We start from the raw sequence: 21,467 nt of genomic DNA, 5'->3' as shown, positions 1-21,467 counted from the left end.
TGTGAAAAATTTCAATAAAGCAAAAACTATCGTACAATTACTTGAATAGTATTTTTAGATTTTTACTTTTAATTGTATATACCTCGTATTATTTCTAATATCCAATACTAAATTATTACCTGTCCTTTGATTACTACTTGCTGTAGCTATCTACAGCGATAGTCATTTTAGGCTATATTTATAATTGGGTGTGTTAAAAATTATAGATTTTTGACTGTTCAATACCACCAATACCGCCGTTAACAGGACTCGCGATCGCGGTATTGGTAAGATGAGTATTTCAAGTAACTGGACTTTGGTACGCCCAATCCTAATTCTTCAATGGGAAACAACGAAAGCCTCAGAATCTCTAGAGGAATTGTATAAAATAACTTCAGTATTTTAAGGAGACTCTTCACTTAACTTTGTGGTGAAAACGCTCTTGTTTCAGTACAACTACGCTAGTTGTTAGGTGGTACACAGCATAAATTGTGATAGAGACCTAAGACTATAACTGCTAACAACCTGTGTGAAACTCAAGTTTCTTGAATTATTTAACTATCAAGGAAGGAGTTTACCTCTATTGTTAGGGTGATAAGGTTGACTGCTGTTCTAATACCAGGGCAGGATGTGTCGCGCCAGAGCGAATTCTGTGCTTGAACCTTGACCTGACATTAGCGACCGCAATTGCTACCTACACAAAGCAATAATACTATTTTTCCGAGTCAGCAGGTATCTGTTTTGACTCTAATTTCTATTGAGAAAAAGCAACTATCATGGAACAGACAAAGCATATTACCCAAAATACTCAAAAAAATTATAACGAAGAAAACATTCTTCCTAATAGCGATCGGGAAAATCTAAATATTGTCTTTATAGACACAGCAGTTTCGGATTATCAGAACTTAATATCAGGTGTAAAACCGGGTAGCCGAATTGTTATTTTAGACCCGACAAAAGACGGGATAGCGCAAATCACAGAGTCTTTACAAGAAGGCAAATATCAGTCCGTTCATATAGTTTCCCACGGGGCGAAAGGCACGTTGCAACTAGGGGCAACACAACTCAACAGCGATACCCTGAACCTCTACACAAAACAGTTGCAGCAGTGGGCAAACGCTTTAACCGATGATGCCAATATACTGCTTTACGGTTGTGATGTTGCATCTGGAGAGATAGGTCAAGCTTTTGTGCAAGAACTGGCGCAAATAACAGGGGCTGATGTAACGGCTTCTGATGACACCACAGGTAGCGCCCAGTTTGGTGGAGATTGGGATTTAGAGGTAAAGACAGGACAAATTGAGTCAGGTATTGCTTTTACACCAGCAGCCACAAAAACTTATAAAGCAATATTACCTTTATCTTTTGCTAGCTCTAATGTAATTTCAGGCACCGCAAAACCCCAATCCCTGACTACAGGTGATTTTAATAAGGATGGCTATTTTGACTTAGCTGTCGTACAACAGACTACAACCTCTCATAGTGTTGTAGTACTCTTGGGTGATGGTTCTGCTGGCTTTGATAATATTGGCGATTATGCAGTAGGAACAAATCCCGTTTTCGTGACAACGGGTTTATTAAATAGTGACGCTCAACTCGATTTAATTGTAGCAAACTCTGGCTCTAACAGCGTTTCAATCTTGTTCAACAATGGTGATGGGAATTTTGGCAGTGCTACAAGCATACCAGTGGGAGGACTGGGGGCAAATCCTACTTCTGCGATCGCAGGTGACTTTGATAAGGATGGCGATGTTGATTTAGCTGTAACAACTGTAACAACAAATAGCAGCAATGTTGCCGTGCTCTTAAATAACGGCAACGGTAGCTTTGTCAGTGCTGCGAACTACGCAGTTGGGTCGAATCCCCAGTCAATTGTTGTAGGTGATTTCAACAACAACGGTATACTCGATCTAGCAGTAGCTAACTTTGGCTCAGGAACTGTTTCAGTGCTATCTGGTAGAGGCAACGGTACCTTTATCGATGCCGTAAACTATACAGTAGGCTCAAATCCCAAGTCGATCGTTACGGGTGACTTTAACAGTGATGGCAGATTGGATATTGCCGTAGCAAAATCCAGTAGCGATCGAGTTGCCGTGCTGTTGGGTAGAGACAACGGCACATTTGGCACTGCTGTTGACTTTAATACAGGAGCAAATCCCTCATCCCTAACGATAGCAGACTTTAACAAAGACGGTAAATCCGATTTGGTTGTAGCAAATTCCGGGGCTGCAACTCTTTCGATTCTGTTAGGAGATGGTGGTGGCAGTTTTAGTAGCCCGATTAACATTAATGTGGGGTCAAACGCTACCAATCCCATATCTGTTGCTACAGCTGATTTTGATGGAGATAACAAATTTGATATTGCAGTTGCAAACGCTGGGTCTAACAACGTTGCGGTACTACTGAATGTTTCTACTAACGCTGCACCAATCAATAAAGTTCCCGTAACTCCTCAAACTACCAACGAAGAAACAACACTTGTCTTTAATTCAGCTAACAATAATCTCATTTCCATCAGTGATGAGGATGCTAACAACAACTTAGTTGAAGTAAAACTAACATCCACCAATGGCATTCTGTCTTTAGGAAGCACCACGGGAATCACGACCACTGGTAATAATACTGGCAGCATTAACATTGTTGGAACAGTCACCAACATCAATAACTCCCTCAATGGTTTGAGTTTTACCCCAACTCCAAACTTCAATGGGAGTGCCACTATTCGGATCGTAACAAACGACCAAGGCTTTACAGGTGCCGATGGAGCAAAAACTGACAGCGATCCTTTTAGCGTTGAAGTTACGTCGATTAATGATGCTCCTATGTTGCTCTCGGATGCAGTCACAGTTTATGCCGAAGCAGATACATGGGTAGATTTGTCTAACACCCAGGCAAACTATGGTAACAGCACAACTCTGAACGCAGGCAGTCAATCTGAAGCTTATATCCGATTTAATCTTAATTCTCTACCCTTCGGTATCGCTGACATAACGAATTCGGCAACCCTGCGATTAACAGGATCTACCGCAGCGACATCTGGCAATTACACTCACAATCTCTATTCTATTAACAACGATACTTGGTCAGAGAATTTAATGACTTGGGCTACCAAACCCGTGTACGAGCAAACAGGAAATTGGCAGTTGGGCTTTAACAGTGGTAGCTCAATTCAACAACAAACTGTTAATGTGATGCCTCAAGTTCTGCCAGAACTAGTAGGTAACAGACGATTGTCATTTGTTATCAACAATTCTAATACTCCAGGCAATCAAGTTAATTACTTCTCTAGAGAAAATACAGCTACTCTCAACTATGTTCCACAACTGACCCTTTCTCTCAAACCCATCTCTCCCATCGCAATAGATGAGGATGATACCAATAACAGTGGTACATTAGTATCCAACATTATTAGCGGTCGTATTGCTGACGCAGATTCTGGAGCCTTTAGAGGAATAGCAGTTATCGGTAGCAACAATCAAAACGGTCAGTGGCAATACTCAAGCGATGGTAGTACTTGGTCTGATTTTGGAACCGTCTCCACCAGCTCTGCTTTACTCCTGGCAGCCGATAGCAATACCAAGATTCGCTTTGTCCCGAACAAAGACTTTTTTGGCACTGTGACTGGCGGTATCACCTTCCGCGCTTGGGATCGAACAAGTGGTGAAAATGCTATGAAAGCTGACACCACAAACAACGGCGCTTCTACTGCCTTCAGTTCTAGTACTGCGACTGCTGAGGTTATTGTTAACCCCGTGAATGATGCACCTGTCATTAACGTCCCTACAGCATTAAGTGCAAGTGAAGACACATTACTAACAATCAATAATAATAATGGCGGTGTCATTTCCATTAGTGATATAGATGCGGGCAACAATCCAGTTCAAGTAAAACTTGATGCTAGTAATGGCACCATCAGTTTGAATGGCACTACAGGATTGACCTTTAGTAATGGCAGTGGTAACGAAGATACCACCATGACTTTTACTGGTACTCTTGCCAGTGTTAACAACGCCCTTGCGGGTATGAAGTTTCGCCCCAAAGCTGACTTTGTGGGGACTGGTAAAGTAGACATTACTGTCAATGACTTGGGCAACACTGGCAGTGGAAAGCCAGAAACCGCTGCTAGTAGTGCCAGTATCACAATCAATCCAATCAACGATGCTCCCATCAATACAGTACCTAACACGGTACAAACAGCGGAAGACACAGCACTGATTTTTAGTGCAGACAAGGGCAATCAAATTCTGATTAGCGATGTAGATGCACTTACCAGCTCGATCCAGGTAACATTGGTTTCCGCTAATGGCACCTTTACTGTAGGAAACACAACTGATGTCACGACTGAAGGTAACAATAGTAACAGTATTATTCTCACTGGGGCAATTTCCAACATTAATGCCGCTCTTAATGGTCTGAGCTTTACTCCAACTCCAAACTTCAATGGTAATACCACAATTGAAGTGACCGCAAACGATAAGGGCAATTCAGGAGGAGAAGGCGAAAAAATTGACAAAGATATCATCAATGTCAGTGTTACACCAGTCAATGATGCCCCCGTACTTCTTTCCAACGCTGTGGCGATCGCACCTCCAATTAATGAGGATGACACCAACAACGGCGGTACCCTTGTTTCCTCAATTGTTGCAGACCTGGTAAGCGATTCAGATTTACAAGCATTAAAAGGGATTGCGATCGTACAAAGTAACAACACCAATGGTTACTGGCAGTACTCAACTAATGGAGGTAGTCTTTGGACTGACTTTGGAAACATATCTCCAACCTCAACTTTATTGCTAGCCGCCGATGGGAATACAAAAGTTCGCTTTCTACCTAAAACCAATTTTGTTGGTACTATTGCAGATGGTATCACCTTCCGTGGCTGGGATCAAACCAATCGTAACCCTGATGTTACTAACAATGGCGGTATCACTGCCTTCAGTTCTAGCACTGCCACTGCTTCCATTACTGTCAACCCTGTTAATGATGCGCCTATTATAAATGCACCTAGTGCCTTCACTACGAATGAAGATACACCATTAATCGTTGATGCAAGCAGTGGAGTCATCTCTATTCAAGACGTAGATGCTGGTGAAAACTCCATTGATGTGACACTCACTGCTACAAGTGGAACTATCAGCTTAAGTGGTAACACAGGATTGACCTTTAAAAACAATAGTAGCGATGGAATTGAAGATGCCACCATGACCTTTAGTGGCACCATTGCTAACATTAATGCTGCACTTCTGGGCATGAAGTTTCATCCTGCAAATAATTCTGTAAATGCCGGTAAGATAGACATTACTGTTGATGACAAAGACAATACTGGGAACGGAGAAGCAGAAAATGCGACCACAAGTATCACTGTTAACATCAATCCAGTAAACGATGCACCCGTCCATACAGTACCTACAACAGTACAGAAAACAAATGAAGACACAGCACTCATTTTTAGTGACAGTAAGGGCAATCAGATTCGGATTGACGATGTAGATGCACTTAGCAATCCCATGGAGGTTACATTAACTGCTACCGATGGAATCTTAAGTCTCGGTAGCAATAATAGAGTGAGTGCTCAAGGTAACAACACAGGTAAGGTCATTGTTACCGGCGCGATCGCTGATATTAACAATGCCCTCAACGGTCTCAGCTTTACTCCAAAACTGAACTACAGTGGTAATGCTGTAATTGAAATCACAACAAACGATAAAAATAACACAGATTTGGGGGGAGAAAAAACTACCACAAGTACCATCAACGTTACTGTTGATTCATTCAATGATGCGCCTGTACTCGTCTCAGACACTGTCCCCTTGTATGCAGAAGCTGACTCTTGGGTCACTTCATTGTCTCCAAACAGGAACTACGGTAGTAATACGCTCTTAAACGTCAGCGGTGTAAGAGACGGTGAACAAAGAGCATACCTTCGATTTAATCTCAATTCCTTGCCCAAGGGTATTGCTACCGCGTTGCAATCGGCTACCTTCCAGATGACAGGCAATAGTACGGCATCCAGTGGGGAAGATTCTCACGTTATCTATTTTGTAAGCGATGATGCTTGGCAGGAAAATTTAATCACCTGGAACAACAAACCATCCTACAATTCCTCCTTAGGTTCTTGGTCAATAGCCTACAACAATGGAATCCAAAAACCGACTCTTGATATTAGCTCCCAAGTCCTTGCAGAACTCACGGGTAACCAAAAACTATCGTTGGTTGCTATGCAAACTGACTTCTCTAAACCTGGATTTGTATTCAGCTACCAATCTAGAGAAAACCAAAAAGATGTTCCCCAACTAAATCTTACTCTCAAACCCATTTCCCTCGCAGCCATTGATGAAGACAATACCAACAGTGATGGCACCCTAGTGTCTGCATTGCTTGCTGGGCGGGTAATAGACACAGATGCTGAGGCTGTGCAAGGAATTGCGGTCATCGGTGGAGACAACACTAACGGGAAATGGCAATACTCAATCACTGGTGGTCAGTGGGTGGATTTTGGCACTGTATCCGAAACTTCTGCTCGGTTGTTAGCAGCCGACGGTACGACAAAAGTTCGCTTTGTGCCCAACGAAAACTTTAATGGTAAAGTCACCAATGGGCTGACCTTCCGTCTTTGGGATCGCAGCGACAATAATAGTAACGGCAGTGTTGGCAACACTGTAAAAAACGGTAGTGACACTCCCTTTAGTTCTGGCATTGCCTATGCTGAGATAACAATTAATCCAGTTAACGACGCTTCTGTTATTAATGCACCTGCTACAACAACAATCAATGAAGATACAACTCTAGTTTTTAGTGCAGACAAGGGTGGCGTTATCTCAATTAGTGATGTAGATGCAGGCGTTTTTCCCGTTGAAGTCACCCTGAAAGCCCTAAATGGCAATGGTAGCATCAGTTTGAGTGGTACCAAAAACTTGAACTTTACCAATAACATCGGCGATGGCATTGAAGATACCATCATGACCTTTACTGGCACCATTGCCGATATTAATACTGCACTTGCAGGTATGCAGTTTAATCCCAAAGCTAATTTCTTTGATACAGAGACTATAGAAATTACTGTGAATGACCAAGGAAAGACTGGTAATGGAGGAGCTAAAACGACCACTCGCAACGTGACCGTTGATGTCACTTCAATTAACGATGCTCCTGTGAATACTATAACCACTAAGGAGTTGGTTATTCTTGAAGACACACCCATCATCTTCAATGAGAACAATCGCATTTCTATTAGCGATATAGATGCAGGAGATAACAAAATTCGGGTATCACTCATTGCTACCAATGGCACTATCACTTTAAGCGATCCCTCAAAGTTAGAATTTTCCGAAAATAACAGCGATGGCATTGACGATATTGGGATGACCTTTAAAGGTACCATCGCCGACATTAACGCCGCACTTTTGGGCATGAGGTTTAATCCCACACCCAACTATTTTGGTTCTGCCAGTATAGAAATCTTGACCAACGATTTGGGAAATAGTGGCAACCCGAAATCTCCCGATGAAAACGAAGCTCTCAGGGACGTAGATACAGTTAACATTACAATCACCTCTGTTAACGATCCTCCCATCAATACTGTACCGGCGGCATTAACGACAGATGAAGACAAACCAATTGTCTTCAATAAAGAAAACGGCAATCTCATCTCCATTAGCGATGCAGATGCCAGGGAGAACCCAATCCAAGTGCAACTGATTGCTACTAATGGCACGATCGCTTTAAGTACCACTAGTGGATTACAGGTTACCGAGGGTAGCATCAATGGTATGAACAATGCCAGAATTACCGTTCGTGGCACCATTGCTGCTATCAACTCTGCGCTAGCTGGCATGAGCTTTAATCCAACACCCAACTATTCTGGGTCTGCTAGTGTAGAAATTATTACTAATGACTTACAGGATAGTAGTAGTACGCCAGCAGAGATTGACCGAGACAAAATTGAGATTACTGTCAACCCTTTAAATGACTCTCCTGTTCACAACTTACCTAAAGCATTAAGTACATTTGAGGACACACCGCTCGTCTTCAGTGAAAGCAATAGTAATAGTATCTCAATTAGTGATGTGGATGCTGGTACTAATCAAGTTGAAGTTGAACTCGTTGCTGCTAATGGCAGTCTCAGTTTGAGTCGTACTACAGAGTTATTTTTCTCAACTGGCGACGGCATTGGTGACAACTGGATGATTTTTAGGGGTACTTTAGACAGCATCAATGCTGCCCTTGCTGAGATGAGCTTTAATCCCACTGCCAATTTCTTTGGAGAAGGTAGTATCACAATTAAGACCAATGACTTGGGAAATTCTGGCGGTTCTTCAGTTGCAGTCACTGATACCATTAAAATCAACATCCAGCCAACCAACGAACCTCCCGTCAACTCAGTACCCATAACAGCACAAACAACGATCGCTAATACACCCCTTGTTTTCAATCAAGCCAACAACAATCGTTTCTCTATCGGTGATGTGGATGCATTTAACAACCCTGTTAAGGTGACACTCACCGCTACCAATGGCACTCTCAGCTTGAAGAGTACGACGGGATTAACCTTTGTGGATAATATCGGTGACGGTACAAACGATGCCGTTATGACGTTTACAGGCACGGTAGAGAACATCAACGCCGCACTTGATGGGATGAGCTTTAATCCCCTGGCTGATTACTCCGGTCCTGGAAAAGTAGAAATTTTGACCAATGACCAAGGTTATACTGGTATTAATGGGGCTTCAGGCGCTTTAACCGATCCTGACTCCGTCGATATTACTATTATTCCGGTTGTCAGTATTACACCATTCGATGCTACAGCTAACGAATCGAGTAGCAGTAACGATTCCGGTACTGCCACCTTCCGCATCAGCCGCACGGGTAAAATCGGCAATTTAACAGTGAATCTTGCGATCGATAATGCAAGCACTGCGAGTCTAAACGACTACACCGCCAATATCGCTAACCAAGGCATAGTAGCTGTGGCGATCCCTGAGGGACAAGATTATGTTGATGTTATTCTCACCCCAATTGATGATGTGTTGCCGGAGGGAGAAGAAAGTGTGCAGTTGAACTTAGCCGAAAGCAGTAGCCAGAATTACGTTATTGATTCTGCTAAGAGTAACGCTAAGGTAACAATTGCTGCTAATGATGCTATCACATACAATATTGCTCCCAACCTCTCAACCATTAGTCTGAATGAAGGTCAAAGCGGTATTCAAACGCTCACCTTCACCATTACTAGAAGTGGCGGAATTGGTGTAGCAAGTCAGGTAAACTATGGCTTTGAACAAACTGAAGGAACAGCAACCTTTGGTAGTGATTATAACAACCTCCAAGTTGCGGGTGGAGCAACTGCCCCTTCCCTATCTGGAGTTTTAGACTTTGCTGTCGGGGAAACAAGTAAGACTATTACGGTTGATATTTTGGGTGATAGCACTTACGAACCCAATGAAGCTATTATTGTTGTCTTGAGTAACCCCAACCTGACAGATCCTCCGGTAAATTCCACAATTACTACCAATAAGGCTACGGTTGAAATCACTAATGATGACAGCAAACCCACTATTAGTATTGATGATGTTACTCTCAGCGAAGGTAACACAGCAACTTTTAATGTTACCCTCTCTAACCCCAGCGATCGGGAGATTGCAGTAGACTATGACATTGTCGATCGCGGCATTACCGATGGAACTGCTACTTTTAACGTTGATTACACGGTAACGCCATTGCCGGGAGGTCTCATCTTCACTCCAGGTGAAACTAGCAAAACCATTAGTATTACAGCATTAATCGATAGCCAATTTGAGGATGTAGAAAAATTTTCTGTCAAACTTGCCAATCCCTCTCCCAGTGCCACTATCGCTGATGATACGGGAATTGGCACCATTAATTTCCCATCTGCAATCGGGGGTACAGCCAGCGCTGATACCTTAGTTGGAACCAAAGACAACGATCGCATTTTGGGACTAGAAGGTGACGACAGCATTCTTGGTGGATTGGGTTTTGACGAGATTGATGCAGGAGATGGTGACGACACTGTATTCGGAGACCTCGTTGTTGCTGTCGCTGATACTACCTTTAACAATAGTGATGTTATCAAAGGTGGTAAAGGTAGCGATCTCATCTACGGTGGTGATGGGAAAGACTGGCTTTACGGTGAGGCGGGTGACGACTTGCTACAGGGTAACGATGGTGACGATGAACTTTGGGGAGGCCAAGGTAGAGATTACCTGACTGGCGGTAAAGGTAACGATATCTTTGTTCTAACAAGGAATGAGGGTACTGATACCATTAACGATTTCCGTGTAGGTGAAGATGTCATTGGTCTGTCTGGCGGCTTAACATACTCTGGTCTGTCCATGACTCAAGTTCTTAGCGACACCTTTATCTTTGAGAATTCCAGTCAGAAACTTCTGGCAATGTTAACTGGAGTTCAGGCATCTGCTTTGAGTTCTAACTCATTCACCACAATTTAACATCCCCCCACCCTAGTTTCTTCCACAATCGGGCAAACTAGGGTTAAACTGTTTACCTGGGGTGCCAGTCCCTATATGAGGAATTTTGTGATGAGTAGATTTGAACAAATTACTATTGACTTTGGCAAGATAGATTTACTCTCTCTTGAGACAGACGATGATATCCGTCAAGAAGCCAAAAGATTACTACCTAAGGCACTGGTACAACTTGGTGAGTCTATTGGTGAAAAAACTTGGGAGGAGTTACAGAACAGCCTCAAAGGACCGGGTACAAAACTCAAATCTTCCCAAAGCGAGAAACGTAAGTTTATTCAGGAAACAGGAAGAACTTATCACAGAAATGCCAGTAACCGAGAAAGGCAAGAACTGGAAAACTATATAGTAGAGCAACTACGCAATTACAAGAAATTCGGCGCTTCACACTGATTTGGCTGTATTTGTTGCTTCTCTGTTTTAGACATGGCGTGGTAGCTATCTCATCCATCAGCTATCCGCTATTTTAATTTAGGCAGTCGAGTAGATTGTTAGCTTATTGGCTAAGACGAAATCGAGGAATTGGGTGTTAAGTGAAGCAATGATTCTTAAGAAGAAAGCCAAAAAATGTTAATTGTTACTGCTACTTGTGAGTATTGGAATTTAACTCGAGTGTAGAATAGCTAGATTTTAACTGTGTCCAAAGCGCATCAATTCGGTGGTAAGAATCCTCTGGAGAAAGTTTTCCAAGAGTTTGTAAGTTGCTGATATAACCAACTCGTGTTGCAAATTCCTGTAGGTTAGCATTAAACATCAAAGCCTCTGGCGTAAAATGACCTTGATAGCTTCGCTTTTGATAAAGAAAATTTTCTTTGTCTATTTGCTGTGACATAATCCACCTCTTAAATTTAGAACGCGATCGAGAAAACTCTGTTTGCTTGTCATTTGTTTTATATTTCACCTCTTATACGAGTACACACGGCGCGAAAATAAGGCCCACAAATGGGAATTGTTGTCAAGCTGACGGTATAAGCCTGTCACTTTCATCCTTCAGCCTTTATACTTCTCCAGAGGAGACGCTACACGAACAGCTTTTTTTACTAAGTATTTTAACCCCCTTATTCCTTTCTAAGCTAAAAAAACGATAAAAGCAAATACTTTTATTTTTAGTATTAATAAATTTTATTTATTAGTCTACCCCATTAGTAGATAATTTCAACTACTCCTTTTCTGCTCTAAAATTACCGATTTTTGTAGGTAGGGCTAAAGCCCACCATCTTGGCGTTGTGGTGGGCTTTAGCCCTACCTACATCTACATCTATGGACCGTGATGATGCAGTACCTGTTCCAAGGCTGGAACTGTCGCGGACCTGCTAAATACCGCGATATGCTTTTGGACATCGGTACCGAAGAAATCGGTCACGTTGAGATGCTGGCTACCATGATTGCTCACTTATTGGATAAGGCACCCATTCAATTGCAGGAAGAGGGCGCAAAAGACCCAGTTGTAGGAGCAGTGATGGGCGGGTCTAAGCCATACGATACTATTACAGATATTATCGGCGCAGCAATGAATCCCCAACACGCTATTGTCTCCGGTTTGGGTGCTCAAGCGGCTGACAGTGTGGGTTACCCTTGGAATGGGCGCTTCATCGTTGCAAGTGGAAACCTTTTAGCTGATTTCCGTTCCAATCTCCACGCTGAATCTCAAGGGCGTCTGCAAGCAGTGCGAATGTACGAGATGACTAACGACTCTGGTGTGAGAGATACCTTAAGTTTCATGATAGCTCGCGACACGATGCATCAGAACCAGTGGATAGCAGCTATTAAGGATCTCGAAGAATCCGGATTGGAAGTCACACCCGTTCCCAGTTCCTTCCCATTGGAATTGGAAAAGCGCGAGTTTGCATACCAGTTCTGGAACCACTCCGAAGGTACTGAAAGTGCTGAAGGTCGCTGGGCAAAAGGTCCTTCTCCAGATGGCAAGGGGGAATTCCAGTATATTGAAAATCCCCAACCCCTCGGACCGGAACCCACTCCTCCACAAGCAGATCCACGACTGCATGGCACACCCATCTCACCCACAGCTGCGACAGGACAAGTTCAAGGTAATGGCAGCGATCCTTTGATTAATCGCACAACTATTAACAGATAATCGCTGACGCTCTCAAGTTCCTCGTTTTACTTATCGCTCCAAATTACACTCGATTTCCTGGCATGTGCGTTCAAGTGCATGTCAGTTTTTTTATCGGTAATGACGCACGCATCGACGGTGTAAAGACGTAGCATACTACGTCTCTACATAGCTAGTTACGTACTCGATAACGGGCATCAAAAAATGTTTGCTGAATGCCTTGAGTGTAAGGTAACAAGATAGGTTTGTGTTCTGGCATTAAACGCTTCATCACTTCATCTACTCATAACTGAGTTGATACTTCTGCTATCTGGTTCTCCCAAATGTCATAGTTAAGAAGCAGTTCAAATAGTTTTTCTTTGCCAACCACAACAATTCATGACTCTGATTCTTACTAATGACGACGGGATCGATGCTCCTGGGATTCGGGCACTCCTGAAAGCCGTTCAAACTATAGATGCTCAAGAACCAATTATTGCTGCTCCTCGCGACCATCAATCTGGCTGCGGACACCAAGTGACCACAACTCAACCAATTCACGTGTACCGTCGCTTGGATAATGAGTATGCGATCGCAGGCACCCCCGCTGATTGTGTCAGAATTGCCATAACACATATTTCTCCAAAAGTCAAATTCGTGTTATCTGGTATCAATGCTGGTGGCAATTTGGGAGTTGATGCGTACATTTCCGGCACTGTCGCCGCCGTCAGAGAAGCTGCAATGCATGGAATTCCTGGAATTGCGGTTTCTCACTATCGCAAACGCAATTTCGTTGTAGATTGGGATATCCTTGCACGATGGACAGCTAAGGTTTTAGCTGACTTATGCAATCGCCCTCTCGAACCGGAAACTTTCTGGAATGTTAATTTACCCCATCTCTCACCTGAAGAACCCGATCCAGAAGTTGTGTTTTGCCAACCTTGCACCAAACCATTACCCGTCAACTACCGAATTGAGGGTGATAATTTTTATTATGTTGGAGAGTATGGCAAGCGCGATCGCACTCCAGGCAGCGATGTGGATATATGTTTCTCTGGTAAAGTTGCCGTGACTAAGTTAAAGATTTAACTAATTCATCAAGCGAGAAGGACAAAGTGTTAAGGATAAAGTGTAAAGTAGAAATGAGTGATATTTTATTCTTCATCCTTAACACTTTGATTCATGTTATCCTTCAGATGGTTCTTCTATTAAGGTCATCAGGCGATCCAAAGTTCCCGTAAGTTGTGTGAGTTTTTGCAGTGAATCATCTTGCGTGTCAGCAAGAGTTTGCACGGCATCGCACAATGCAAAAATTTGATATCCTTGCTGCTGTAGTTGTTTACCTTGTGCTTCAACTTGGGCGCTAAGGGTATCTACTCTTTCAGCGAGACGTTCGATAGTCTCTGTGGTCGCAAGTACAGCTTCTCCAATTTGTTCCACGATGGATTCCAATCTACCTACTTTAATTTGAGACCCTGCGAGTACCATTTCTTTTGCACCTCAATTTGAGTGAGTTTTACAGTAAATTTGCTGTTAAATTTGAAATAAAAATTACAAGTAGCCACAAAGGGTGAACCTTGCTGATTGAATAGTATTATGCGATCTCCTTTAAAACACTGGTAGAAACGCTTAATTTAGAGCGACTGCCAGATTCTAGAGAAAGGTAATTTTTCGGAGAATGAAGAAAACGGAACAAAAACTTTGTTCATTCAGATTCCTTCAAAGCAAAGTAAAGCATCCTTTGTGTCTCAATGCTTCCGCTAAAAAGTAACGCTACTGTTGTCTCGGTGAAAACTTGACTTTTACCGTAGCTCACATCTGACACCTGCAACCTGCATCCATTACGCTATCCCACATAATAGTTGAGCGAGCAATTCACAATTAAAGAGGGATATTTTTGACTTGCTGTTTGCGTGTTTCAGATATAACTTTAACGTTTAGCGGTATACCTGATATGGTAGAGAATTCTAACACATAGAACCCAAATTTGCCAGATTTCTATTCATAATTCATCCCTCATAAGTTATATTTATTTTCCTTTATATTAAATTTATAAAAAATCATGATCCCATGTCTCTGGATGAAGATTCAGTGAAACTACTGTTGAGCCTGATTTTCTTTTAGGATTCTAAGTTTATAGTCAAAGTAAGCTACGTAATTCTACGCTTTTCGCTCACTGGCTCGATAATGTACCAGATATCATACACACCTGTTATAGACGGTGCAACTGCTGACACTTGGGATTTGCAACTCAATCCTCACCCCTCTGTAAATTCCAGATTTAAACGTCTTTTAGACATTTTGGGAAGCTTGGTAGGGTTATTTGTGCTTGCAATTGTGTTTGTACCAATAGCGATCGCAATTAAACTTGATAGCCCCGGTCCAATTTTCTTCTCACAAGAACGCTACGGGTTGCATGGCAGCACTTTTCGTCTCCGAAAATTTCGCTCTATGGTCTTGGATGCCGAGAAATTAAAATCATCAGTAAAAAATGAAGCTAATGGGCTCATTTTTAAGAATAAAAATGATTTCCGGGTGACAAGAGTAGGGCGTTTTTTAAGAAGTACAAGCTTGGACGAATTACCGCAATTTTGGAACGTTCTAGTAGGCGAAATGAGTTTGGTAGGTACACGTCCTCCAACAGCTGATGAGGTGATGCACTACAACCAACGCCACTGGCAACGTTTAAATGTCAAACCAGGTTTAACTGGGGAATGGCAAGTCAATGGGCGTTCTCACGTAAAAGATTTTGAGCAAATTGTAGATCTCGACTTGCAGTATCAGAAAAAGTGGTCTCCATTATATGACCTGTTTTTGATTGCCAGAACATTTATCATACTTCTGGGTCGAGTTGGAGCTTTCTAAGAAATCAGCCGCGACTTGTTATTGGTTAGTTTACAACTAATACTGAATACTGGATAACGCTTAGAAGGTTGGTAAAATACAAGCCACTGTTATTACGCGAATCCCAATCAGCAATACCAAATAGAAAGAGGGTGACCCTAAGTAGGGATTGCCCTCTTATTTTTGCACGTATAAGATTTTTTCGTGATGATGACGAGCCACTTAGCAAGTTCGGGAAGTGATTGTTGCTCAGCTTGAGATGAGAGGAACTTCAGGTGAGGAAAATATAATATAAAAAAAACTTATCTTCACTTCTTAAATTTGTGATTTTGAGTGGTTAAGCTTTCGTAAAGAGAGTAAGCTATACGTGCAACTAAGTATCTGTGAATCAACTGATAACTAGGAGCTGTGAACTAACTGACGAGCAATGCTGCGATATGTGTCAAACCAATACAGTTACAGTAGCACCCGACACTGATTTTGAATGGGCGCGTATTACTCCTGACAAGGTGGTAGTAGCAACTACCAACCGTGCGTGGGTACATCGCATTCCCGCAGGGAGTAGCGACCCCTTTGCCCAACAGATGGCCGTTTCGGGCAGCGTAGCTACAACCCAAAAACTATTGGACGGAGCCATAGCTTTTGCTCGTGCGACTGTCTCGTTCAACCAAAGACCGCCAGCATTGACTCGTGCGCGTTGGGTTTGGCAACTTGCCGGTTCCTACTATCTGACCCATTTTACCCCACAACTCATGGAGGAGGCAGGAGAACGCTTTGTTTCGGCAGGTCGCGAGCGTTTGGCTCAGTGGGCGGCGCAAAAGGTCAAAGAAGAACGAGGTCACGACCAACTCGCCTTGCTGGATATCCAGTCTTTAGGATACAAAGCAGAAGCTTTGGTGGAAACACTCGTTCCTCCAGCTGCTGTCGCTTTAGTGAATTTCTTTACTCAGAGCGTGCAAACTCCAGATCCAATAGAATGCGTTGGTTATGGTTACACGATGGAACGCCTTGTGATGGGCATCGGAGAAGAATTTATCCAGATGGTAGAGACTTTGTTACCCGCAGGGACAAATGCCACCCGATGTCTGCACGTACACAGTCGTGTGGGCTCTGATTTAGAGCACACGAAAGAGACTGTTGAAATGGTTGCAGGGCTTACTCCTGAAGAGCGTGCCCGCGTAGCTGCAGCCTGTTACGAAACGGCACTTTTGTGCTTTAGTCCCCCTAAGCAAGGCTACATATCGGAGGTCGAACTCCAACGGCTTTTGAAACCATTTGAGTCACCTTAACAAGGGTGACTCGAAAACAAAAAACACTTCGTCCGGATAAGACGGCAAATTTAACAATTCCCATATTGAACTGTATGGGGCAACCGTAAGGAGAAAACAATGACAACTACAACAACTACCAATATTGAGCAGCAGTCTTTGAACCAGGATTTTGTTAGCTTCTTGATGAGTATCAACTTTGAAGTTTTGAATGACATGGAAGAAATTAAATTGGACGATATCTTGAGCGATGAATTCAAGCAAGGGCTTGCGAGCGATATAATTGGTGGTCTCTAAATAGACTGGGAAACATAAGTTCAATCAACTGCTCCCAAAGCTCTTAATGTAATAAGAGCTGCATCATTTATACCTGTGATCCCTACAACGTTCATCCGTTCGTAGGGTTTTTTGGCTGTTAAAGTTTTTAAGCACTCACCTGTTCTAATGTCCCAAAGCTTGATTGTCTCATCTTCGCTACCACTAACTAGAGCTTGACTATCGGGACAAAAGGCAACTGACCAAACCCAACTCGTATGTCCGTAGAAAGTTCTCAGACATTCACCAGTACTCACATCCCACAACTTTACAGTGTGGTCATGACTGCTGCTAGCCAATGTTTTGCCATCTGGGCTAAAGGCACCTGACCGAACCCAACTCTTGTGTCCCTGAAGAGTTCTTATGCATTCACCAGTGCTAACATCCCACAACTTGACTGTATGGTCTACACTCCCACTTGCCAATATGTCACCATTTGGACTAAAGGCAACTGCCCAAACCCAATTTGTATGTCCGCAGAAAGTTCTCAGGCATTCACCACTACTAACATCCCATAGCTTGACCGTTTGATCCCATGCTCCACTGGCTAGTATTGTACCTTGAGGGCTAAAGGCTACTGCCCAGACTGCGGCACCATGCCCCAGTAAAGTTTGTAAGCATTCACCAGTGCTGGCATTCCATAGTTTAATTGTGCGATCCTCACTGCCACTTGCTAACATCTGCCCATTAGAACTTAAGGTAACTGACCATATTCGATTGCGGTGTCCTTGTAAAGTCCTTAAAACTTGACCCGTATTGACATTCCATAGCTTTATTGTTTTGTCCCCACTACAACTGACTAGGGTATTGCCTTCTGGGCTAAATGTGAGTGAAGATACCCAATCGGAATGCCCTAGAAAAGTTTTGAGGCATTCACCAGTCCTAAGGTTCCACAACCTGATTCTGCGGTCCTCACTACCACTTGCTAACATCTGCCCATTTGCACTACAAGCAACTGAAATGACCTGATTGGAATATCCCTGGAAAGTTCTCAAGCATTCACCGAGATTCACACTCCACAACCGCACTGTTCGATCGTAACCGCCACTAGCCAAAATATTGTCTTGTGAACTGAAAGCAACTGAAAACACCCAATTAGTATGCCCAGTGAAAATTCTCAGACATTCCCCTGTGGCTACACTCCATATCCTTACCGTTTGGTCGTGACTACCACTGGCTACAATATCACCTTTCAAGTTGAAGGCAACTGAAAAGACTCTATCGGTATGTCCTTGTAAAGTTTTCAGGCATTTACCAGTGCGGAGATCCCATAACTTCAGTGTGTTGTCTTCACTTCCACTCACTAATGTCTTGCCATCAGGACCCAGAGCAATAGACCTGACACCATCAAGATGCCCTTGGAAAATATTAAGGCACTGTCCAGTACTTATGTTCCACAATCTAATGGTGCGATCGTCACTACCACTCACTAACGCCTTACCATTGGGAGTAAAAGCAACTGATAATACCCAGTTGGTGTGCCCTCGCAAAATTTTGACACATCTACCCGTGCTCACATCCCACAACCGAATCGTCCGATCGTCACTGCCACTTGCGAGTAGAGTCCCATCGGGACTAAAGGTCACTGACCAAACATCATTGCTATGCTCCCGTAAGATTTTCAGGCAATGACCTGTACTAACTTCCCACAATCTCACAGTGTAGTCAGTACTACCACTGGCAATAAAGCTGCCATCAGGGCTAAAGCTTAGCGATACAACCCAATTGGTATGACCCTTACAAATCAGAATTTGTTGACCGCTCGTAACTTGATATATGCGAATATTTCCATTGCTATCACCTGTAGCCATGAGTTTTCCATCTGGGCTGAAGGCAACCGACAAAACACCACCAAAGTTTTCAGCAAAAACAGACTGAGCTAAATTAGCATACGCAAAATTGACATCGTGCAAAGTTACATTCCGTAAATCTGCTTGCCATATCGTTAAGTGAGAAAAATCATAACCAGTTAAATCTGTTTGTAATTGACAAAGCATATTGAGGATATTGCCTGCAATATAACCTTGTTCTAGCAACGCGCTTTCTCTTAAGCTTTCTAAAGTTTGAATCAATAGATTTTCTGCTTTTATAACGCTTTTAAAGTTAGTCAGAAGCCCATTGATGATTTGTTGAAGGATAAGACGACTTTGAGCCTCTTTAACATAATCTTTTGCAGTTGCCTTCATTAAAGCAAGACGTCTAAAAAGCTGGATATTTTCAGTGAGAAGCTCTTCAGAAATTTGCTCTACAAGTCGATTGGTCACGTACTCCATCACCACAGGTTGTAGCGTAAAGAGCGCTCCACTTTTTTCGACTAGCGATCGCCGTACCAAAGACACCAAAGCTTCTAGTACTTTTTGTGGCATTGATGATATTGCGATCTCTTCGTGCAAATCTGATAGCGACATTGGCTCGCGATTAATTGCAAGTAAGTACATAATTTCACGCTCTATATCCAGTAAGCGCAAAAACTGTTGCTCCAATAGCTCGCGAATGTCACCAAAAACAGCCGTGTTTTGTTTTAAAAATTCTGTAATATTACCATTGAAGACATCTTGAATTGTCGTTGATACTATCCTTAAGGCAAGGGCATTGCCTCCATAACGCTCAGCAACCGTTCTCAATTCTGACTCTGAACCGGATATTCCCTTGATTGCAATAATTTTCTGTGCTTCTTTAGCTTTGAGACCACTCAGTTTTAACGATCGCACAGGCAGTGTTTCACCTTCATTAGACGCGACTTCTTTGGGTTTCTCCCGAGACGTCAGCAGCAAACAGCTTTGGTGAGAGACTTCTCCGATCCTTGTTAAGAGTTGACCGTAGTTCTCATATCCTTCTCGATAGCAACCGACAATAGCACCACTTTGCAGAATCGTCTCAGCATTATCGAGCACGATCAGACAGCGATTTTCTCGCAGAAAGTCAATCAGCCGTAAGATTCTGCGTTCTACACTAGTTGGTAAGTCAATTTCTGAAGATGGCAAGTTGGAGAAAAATTGAATCACACTTGCTAGTAGATCGAAAAGTGGTGGGGCATTGTACAACGATCGCCAGATAACACAGTCAAACTCATCCTGAACTTGGTGTACCAGCTTAGCCGCCAGAGAGGTTTTCCCAATGCCACCCATTCCTAACAATGCTACCACCCGACAACGATCTTTTATAAGCCATTTTTCTAGCACAGACAGTTCCGAGGCACGTCCATAGAAAACAGATACATCAACGGCTTCACCCCAATCAATACGCTTCGGAGTGTTTAAGCGTTGAGGTACTGCTTGATTTGGCTCTGGCTTTGAATAGTCGGAGGCATCCAGTTCTAAGTTAAATGCTAAGAACACGTGAAGTAGTGTTCGTTTGTCAACTGCTTCTTGGCGACTAAGTACCTTGGCGATTGTGTTTGCAGTTAATCCAGTACGTTCGCTAATTTCTTCTAAAGTGTACTTAGAGCCAGATTTTGCCTGACATTCTTCATTGCGTTTAGCCTTCTGAAGCTTTTGCCAGCCTTCACTAGTTAGTATAACGCCACGATTCCGTTTACTCTGCCGATTCATAGATTCTGGTGAATTGTTGCTTCTAGTAAAAATTACTGAAAGCAAGTTGGCATTGCTAGTTTACACTAGACTCTAGTTTTAAAATCTATAGTAAAAATACGTATTTTGCCTTTTGTGACCAATACAAGAATGGGAGGAAAAAGTTTATTATTAAGTAATAATACAGAGATTTATTGTTAATAATTTACTTGTTAACCTCTAACGGCAGCAGCAGCACTTGCTAATTTACCATCTTCCATACGCACAATGCGGTCAGCTATGTCCAAGATACGGTTATCGTGAGTTACTAACAAGATCGTGCAACCTTGCTCTTTGGCGAGTTGTTGCATCAAGTTAACCACATCTCGACCTGACTTACTATCAAGAGCAGCTGTGGGTTCATCTGCCAGGACAATTTTAGGATGGCTGACCAGGGCACGGGCTATAGCAACCCGTTGCTTTTGTCCCCCAGACAAGTCATCCGGATAGTAATTTAAACGGTGTCCCAATCCAACCAAGTCCAGCATCTCGGCTGAACGTTTTAACATCTCATTTGGAGAAAGACCCTTGTGCAATTCCAAACCCATCCTGACGTTTTGTATTGCCGTTAAGCTATTATGCAAGTTGTGCGCTTGGAAAATATAACCGTTATTGCGTCGTGCCAGTGTCAGTTGTTCTGCACTTGCACCACAAAGTTCTCTTCCTAATACCCGCAAACTTCCGTGTTGGGCAGAACGCAATCCACCAACTAATGTTAAAAGGGTCGTTTTGCCGGAACCAGAGGGTCCTGTCATGATAATAATTTCACCAGCGTATATTTCTAAGTTGATATCAAATAGGACTTGTTTGCGGAGTTGTCCTTTCCCAAAGAAGTGGTCAAGATTTTTGACAGTGATAACAGGTTCCCCAGTCATAAATAATTAAATTACTCGTAATGATTGTTATTACTCTTTAGTCCTTAGTCTTTTGTAGCAGCAAATGA

10 protein-coding genes and 1 pseudogene are annotated in these 21,467 nt (G+C 42.8%); 7 read left to right on the top strand and 4 right to left on the bottom strand.

The annotated features are described in order from the left end of the window. The first annotated feature begins 755 nt into the window (after nucleotides 1–755). Together ACYRY3_RS22145 and ACYRY3_RS22140 are read left to right on the top strand one after the other, a co-directional pair. Nucleotides 756–10,442: a DUF4347 domain-containing protein gene (locus ACYRY3_RS22145; RefSeq protein ID WP_460203790.1), complete on the top strand. Its 9,687-nt coding sequence runs from the start codon at nucleotides 756–758 to the stop codon at nucleotides 10,440–10,442. Nucleotides 10,443–10,532: 90 nt separating this feature from the next. Next, nucleotides 10,533–10,868, top strand: a complete 336-nt coding sequence (locus tag ACYRY3_RS22140; RefSeq protein ID WP_460203789.1) for a hypothetical protein — start codon at nucleotides 10,533–10,535, stop codon at nucleotides 10,866–10,868. A gap of 190 nt (nucleotides 10,869–11,058) precedes the next feature. Here ACYRY3_RS22140 and ACYRY3_RS22135 read toward each other — a convergent pair whose 3' ends face one another. Beyond that, on the bottom strand, nucleotides 11,059–11,307 hold the full coding sequence (locus tag ACYRY3_RS22135; RefSeq protein WP_460203788.1) for a DUF7219 family protein: 249 nt from the start codon (nucleotides 11,305–11,307) through the stop codon (nucleotides 11,059–11,061). 432 nt (nucleotides 11,308–11,739) lie between these two features. Here ACYRY3_RS22135 and ACYRY3_RS22130 point away from each other — a divergent pair. Both ACYRY3_RS22130 and surE read left to right on the top strand, forming a co-directional pair. Further along, nucleotides 11,740–12,570 (top strand): annotated as a pseudogene (locus tag ACYRY3_RS22130) (manganese catalase family protein); the annotation flags it as partial. A 357-nt stretch (nucleotides 12,571–12,927) separates the two neighbouring features. Continuing rightward, a complete protein-coding gene (surE, locus tag ACYRY3_RS22125) occupies nucleotides 12,928–13,617 on the top strand; it encodes a 5'/3'-nucleotidase SurE (RefSeq protein WP_460203787.1) in 690 nt (229 codons plus the stop codon). A 96-nt stretch (nucleotides 13,618–13,713) separates the two neighbouring features. Here surE and ACYRY3_RS22120 read toward each other — a convergent pair whose 3' ends face one another. After that, on the bottom strand, nucleotides 13,714–14,016 hold the full coding sequence (locus ACYRY3_RS22120) for a hypothetical protein (protein ID WP_460203786.1): 303 nt from the start codon (nucleotides 14,014–14,016) through the stop codon (nucleotides 13,714–13,716). A 699-nt stretch (nucleotides 14,017–14,715) separates the two neighbouring features. Between ACYRY3_RS22120 and ACYRY3_RS22115 the strand changes: the two genes are divergently transcribed. From ACYRY3_RS22115 to ACYRY3_RS22105, 3 genes are all read left to right on the top strand, one after another. Further along, the gene (locus ACYRY3_RS22115) at nucleotides 14,716–15,393 is read left to right on the top strand and encodes a sugar transferase (protein ID WP_460203785.1); all 678 of its coding nucleotides are present in this window, start codon (nucleotides 14,716–14,718) and stop codon (nucleotides 15,391–15,393) included. A 416-nt stretch (nucleotides 15,394–15,809) separates the two neighbouring features. Next, entirely contained in the window at nucleotides 15,810–16,661 is an 852-nt protein-coding gene (locus ACYRY3_RS22110) for a hypothetical protein (protein WP_460203784.1), read from the top strand. 99 nt (nucleotides 16,662–16,760) lie between these two features. Continuing rightward, on the top strand, nucleotides 16,761–16,937 hold the full coding sequence (locus ACYRY3_RS22105; RefSeq protein ID WP_460203783.1) for a hypothetical protein: 177 nt from the start codon (nucleotides 16,761–16,763) through the stop codon (nucleotides 16,935–16,937). A gap of 20 nt (nucleotides 16,938–16,957) precedes the next feature. Here ACYRY3_RS22105 and ACYRY3_RS22100 read toward each other — a convergent pair whose 3' ends face one another. Together ACYRY3_RS22100 and ACYRY3_RS22095 are read right to left on the bottom strand one after the other, a co-directional pair. Next, the gene (locus tag ACYRY3_RS22100; RefSeq protein WP_460203782.1) at nucleotides 16,958–20,506 is read right to left on the bottom strand and encodes a WD40 repeat domain-containing protein; all 3,549 of its coding nucleotides are present in this window, start codon (nucleotides 20,504–20,506) and stop codon (nucleotides 16,958–16,960) included. Nucleotides 20,507–20,697: 191 nt separating this feature from the next. Continuing rightward, nucleotides 20,698–21,399 (bottom strand): DevA family ABC transporter ATP-binding protein, encoded by a 702-nt coding sequence (locus ACYRY3_RS22095; RefSeq protein WP_460203781.1) that lies wholly within the window; start codon nucleotides 21,397–21,399, stop codon nucleotides 20,698–20,700. Nucleotides 21,400–21,467: the final 68 nt, after the last annotated feature.

This window comes from Scytonema sp. NUACC21, from assembly GCF_054684315.1.
Note: the sequence above shows the minus strand (reverse complement) of the source record. Positions and strands in the feature narration are given on the sequence as shown.

What these genes read in the sequence shown, in the direction of transcription:
- ACYRY3_RS22135 (WP_460203788.1), bottom strand. Translation starts at nt 11,307, where the DNA reads ATGTCACAGCAAATAGACAAAGAAAATTTTCTTTATCAAAAGCGAAGC.
- ACYRY3_RS22110 (WP_460203784.1), top strand. Translation starts at nt 15,810, where the DNA reads ATGTGTCAAACCAATACAGTTACAGTAGCACCCGACACTGATTTTGAA.
- ACYRY3_RS22140 (WP_460203789.1), top strand. Translation starts at nt 10,533, where the DNA reads ATGAGTAGATTTGAACAAATTACTATTGACTTTGGCAAGATAGATTTA.
- ACYRY3_RS22115 (WP_460203785.1), top strand. Translation starts at nt 14,716, where the DNA reads ATGTACCAGATATCATACACACCTGTTATAGACGGTGCAACTGCTGAC.
- ACYRY3_RS22145 (WP_460203790.1), top strand. Translation starts at nt 756, where the DNA reads ATGGAACAGACAAAGCATATTACCCAAAATACTCAAAAAAATTATAAC.
- ACYRY3_RS22120 (WP_460203786.1), bottom strand. Translation starts at nt 14,016, where the DNA reads ATGGTACTCGCAGGGTCTCAAATTAAAGTAGGTAGATTGGAATCCATC.
- ACYRY3_RS22100 (WP_460203782.1), bottom strand. Translation starts at nt 20,506, where the DNA reads ATGAATCGGCAGAGTAAACGGAATCGTGGCGTTATACTAACTAGTGAA.
- ACYRY3_RS22095 (WP_460203781.1), bottom strand. Translation starts at nt 21,399, where the DNA reads ATGACTGGGGAACCTGTTATCACTGTCAAAAATCTTGACCACTTCTTT.
- ACYRY3_RS22105 (WP_460203783.1), top strand. Translation starts at nt 16,761, where the DNA reads ATGACAACTACAACAACTACCAATATTGAGCAGCAGTCTTTGAACCAG.
- surE (WP_460203787.1), top strand. Translation starts at nt 12,928, where the DNA reads ATGACTCTGATTCTTACTAATGACGACGGGATCGATGCTCCTGGGATT.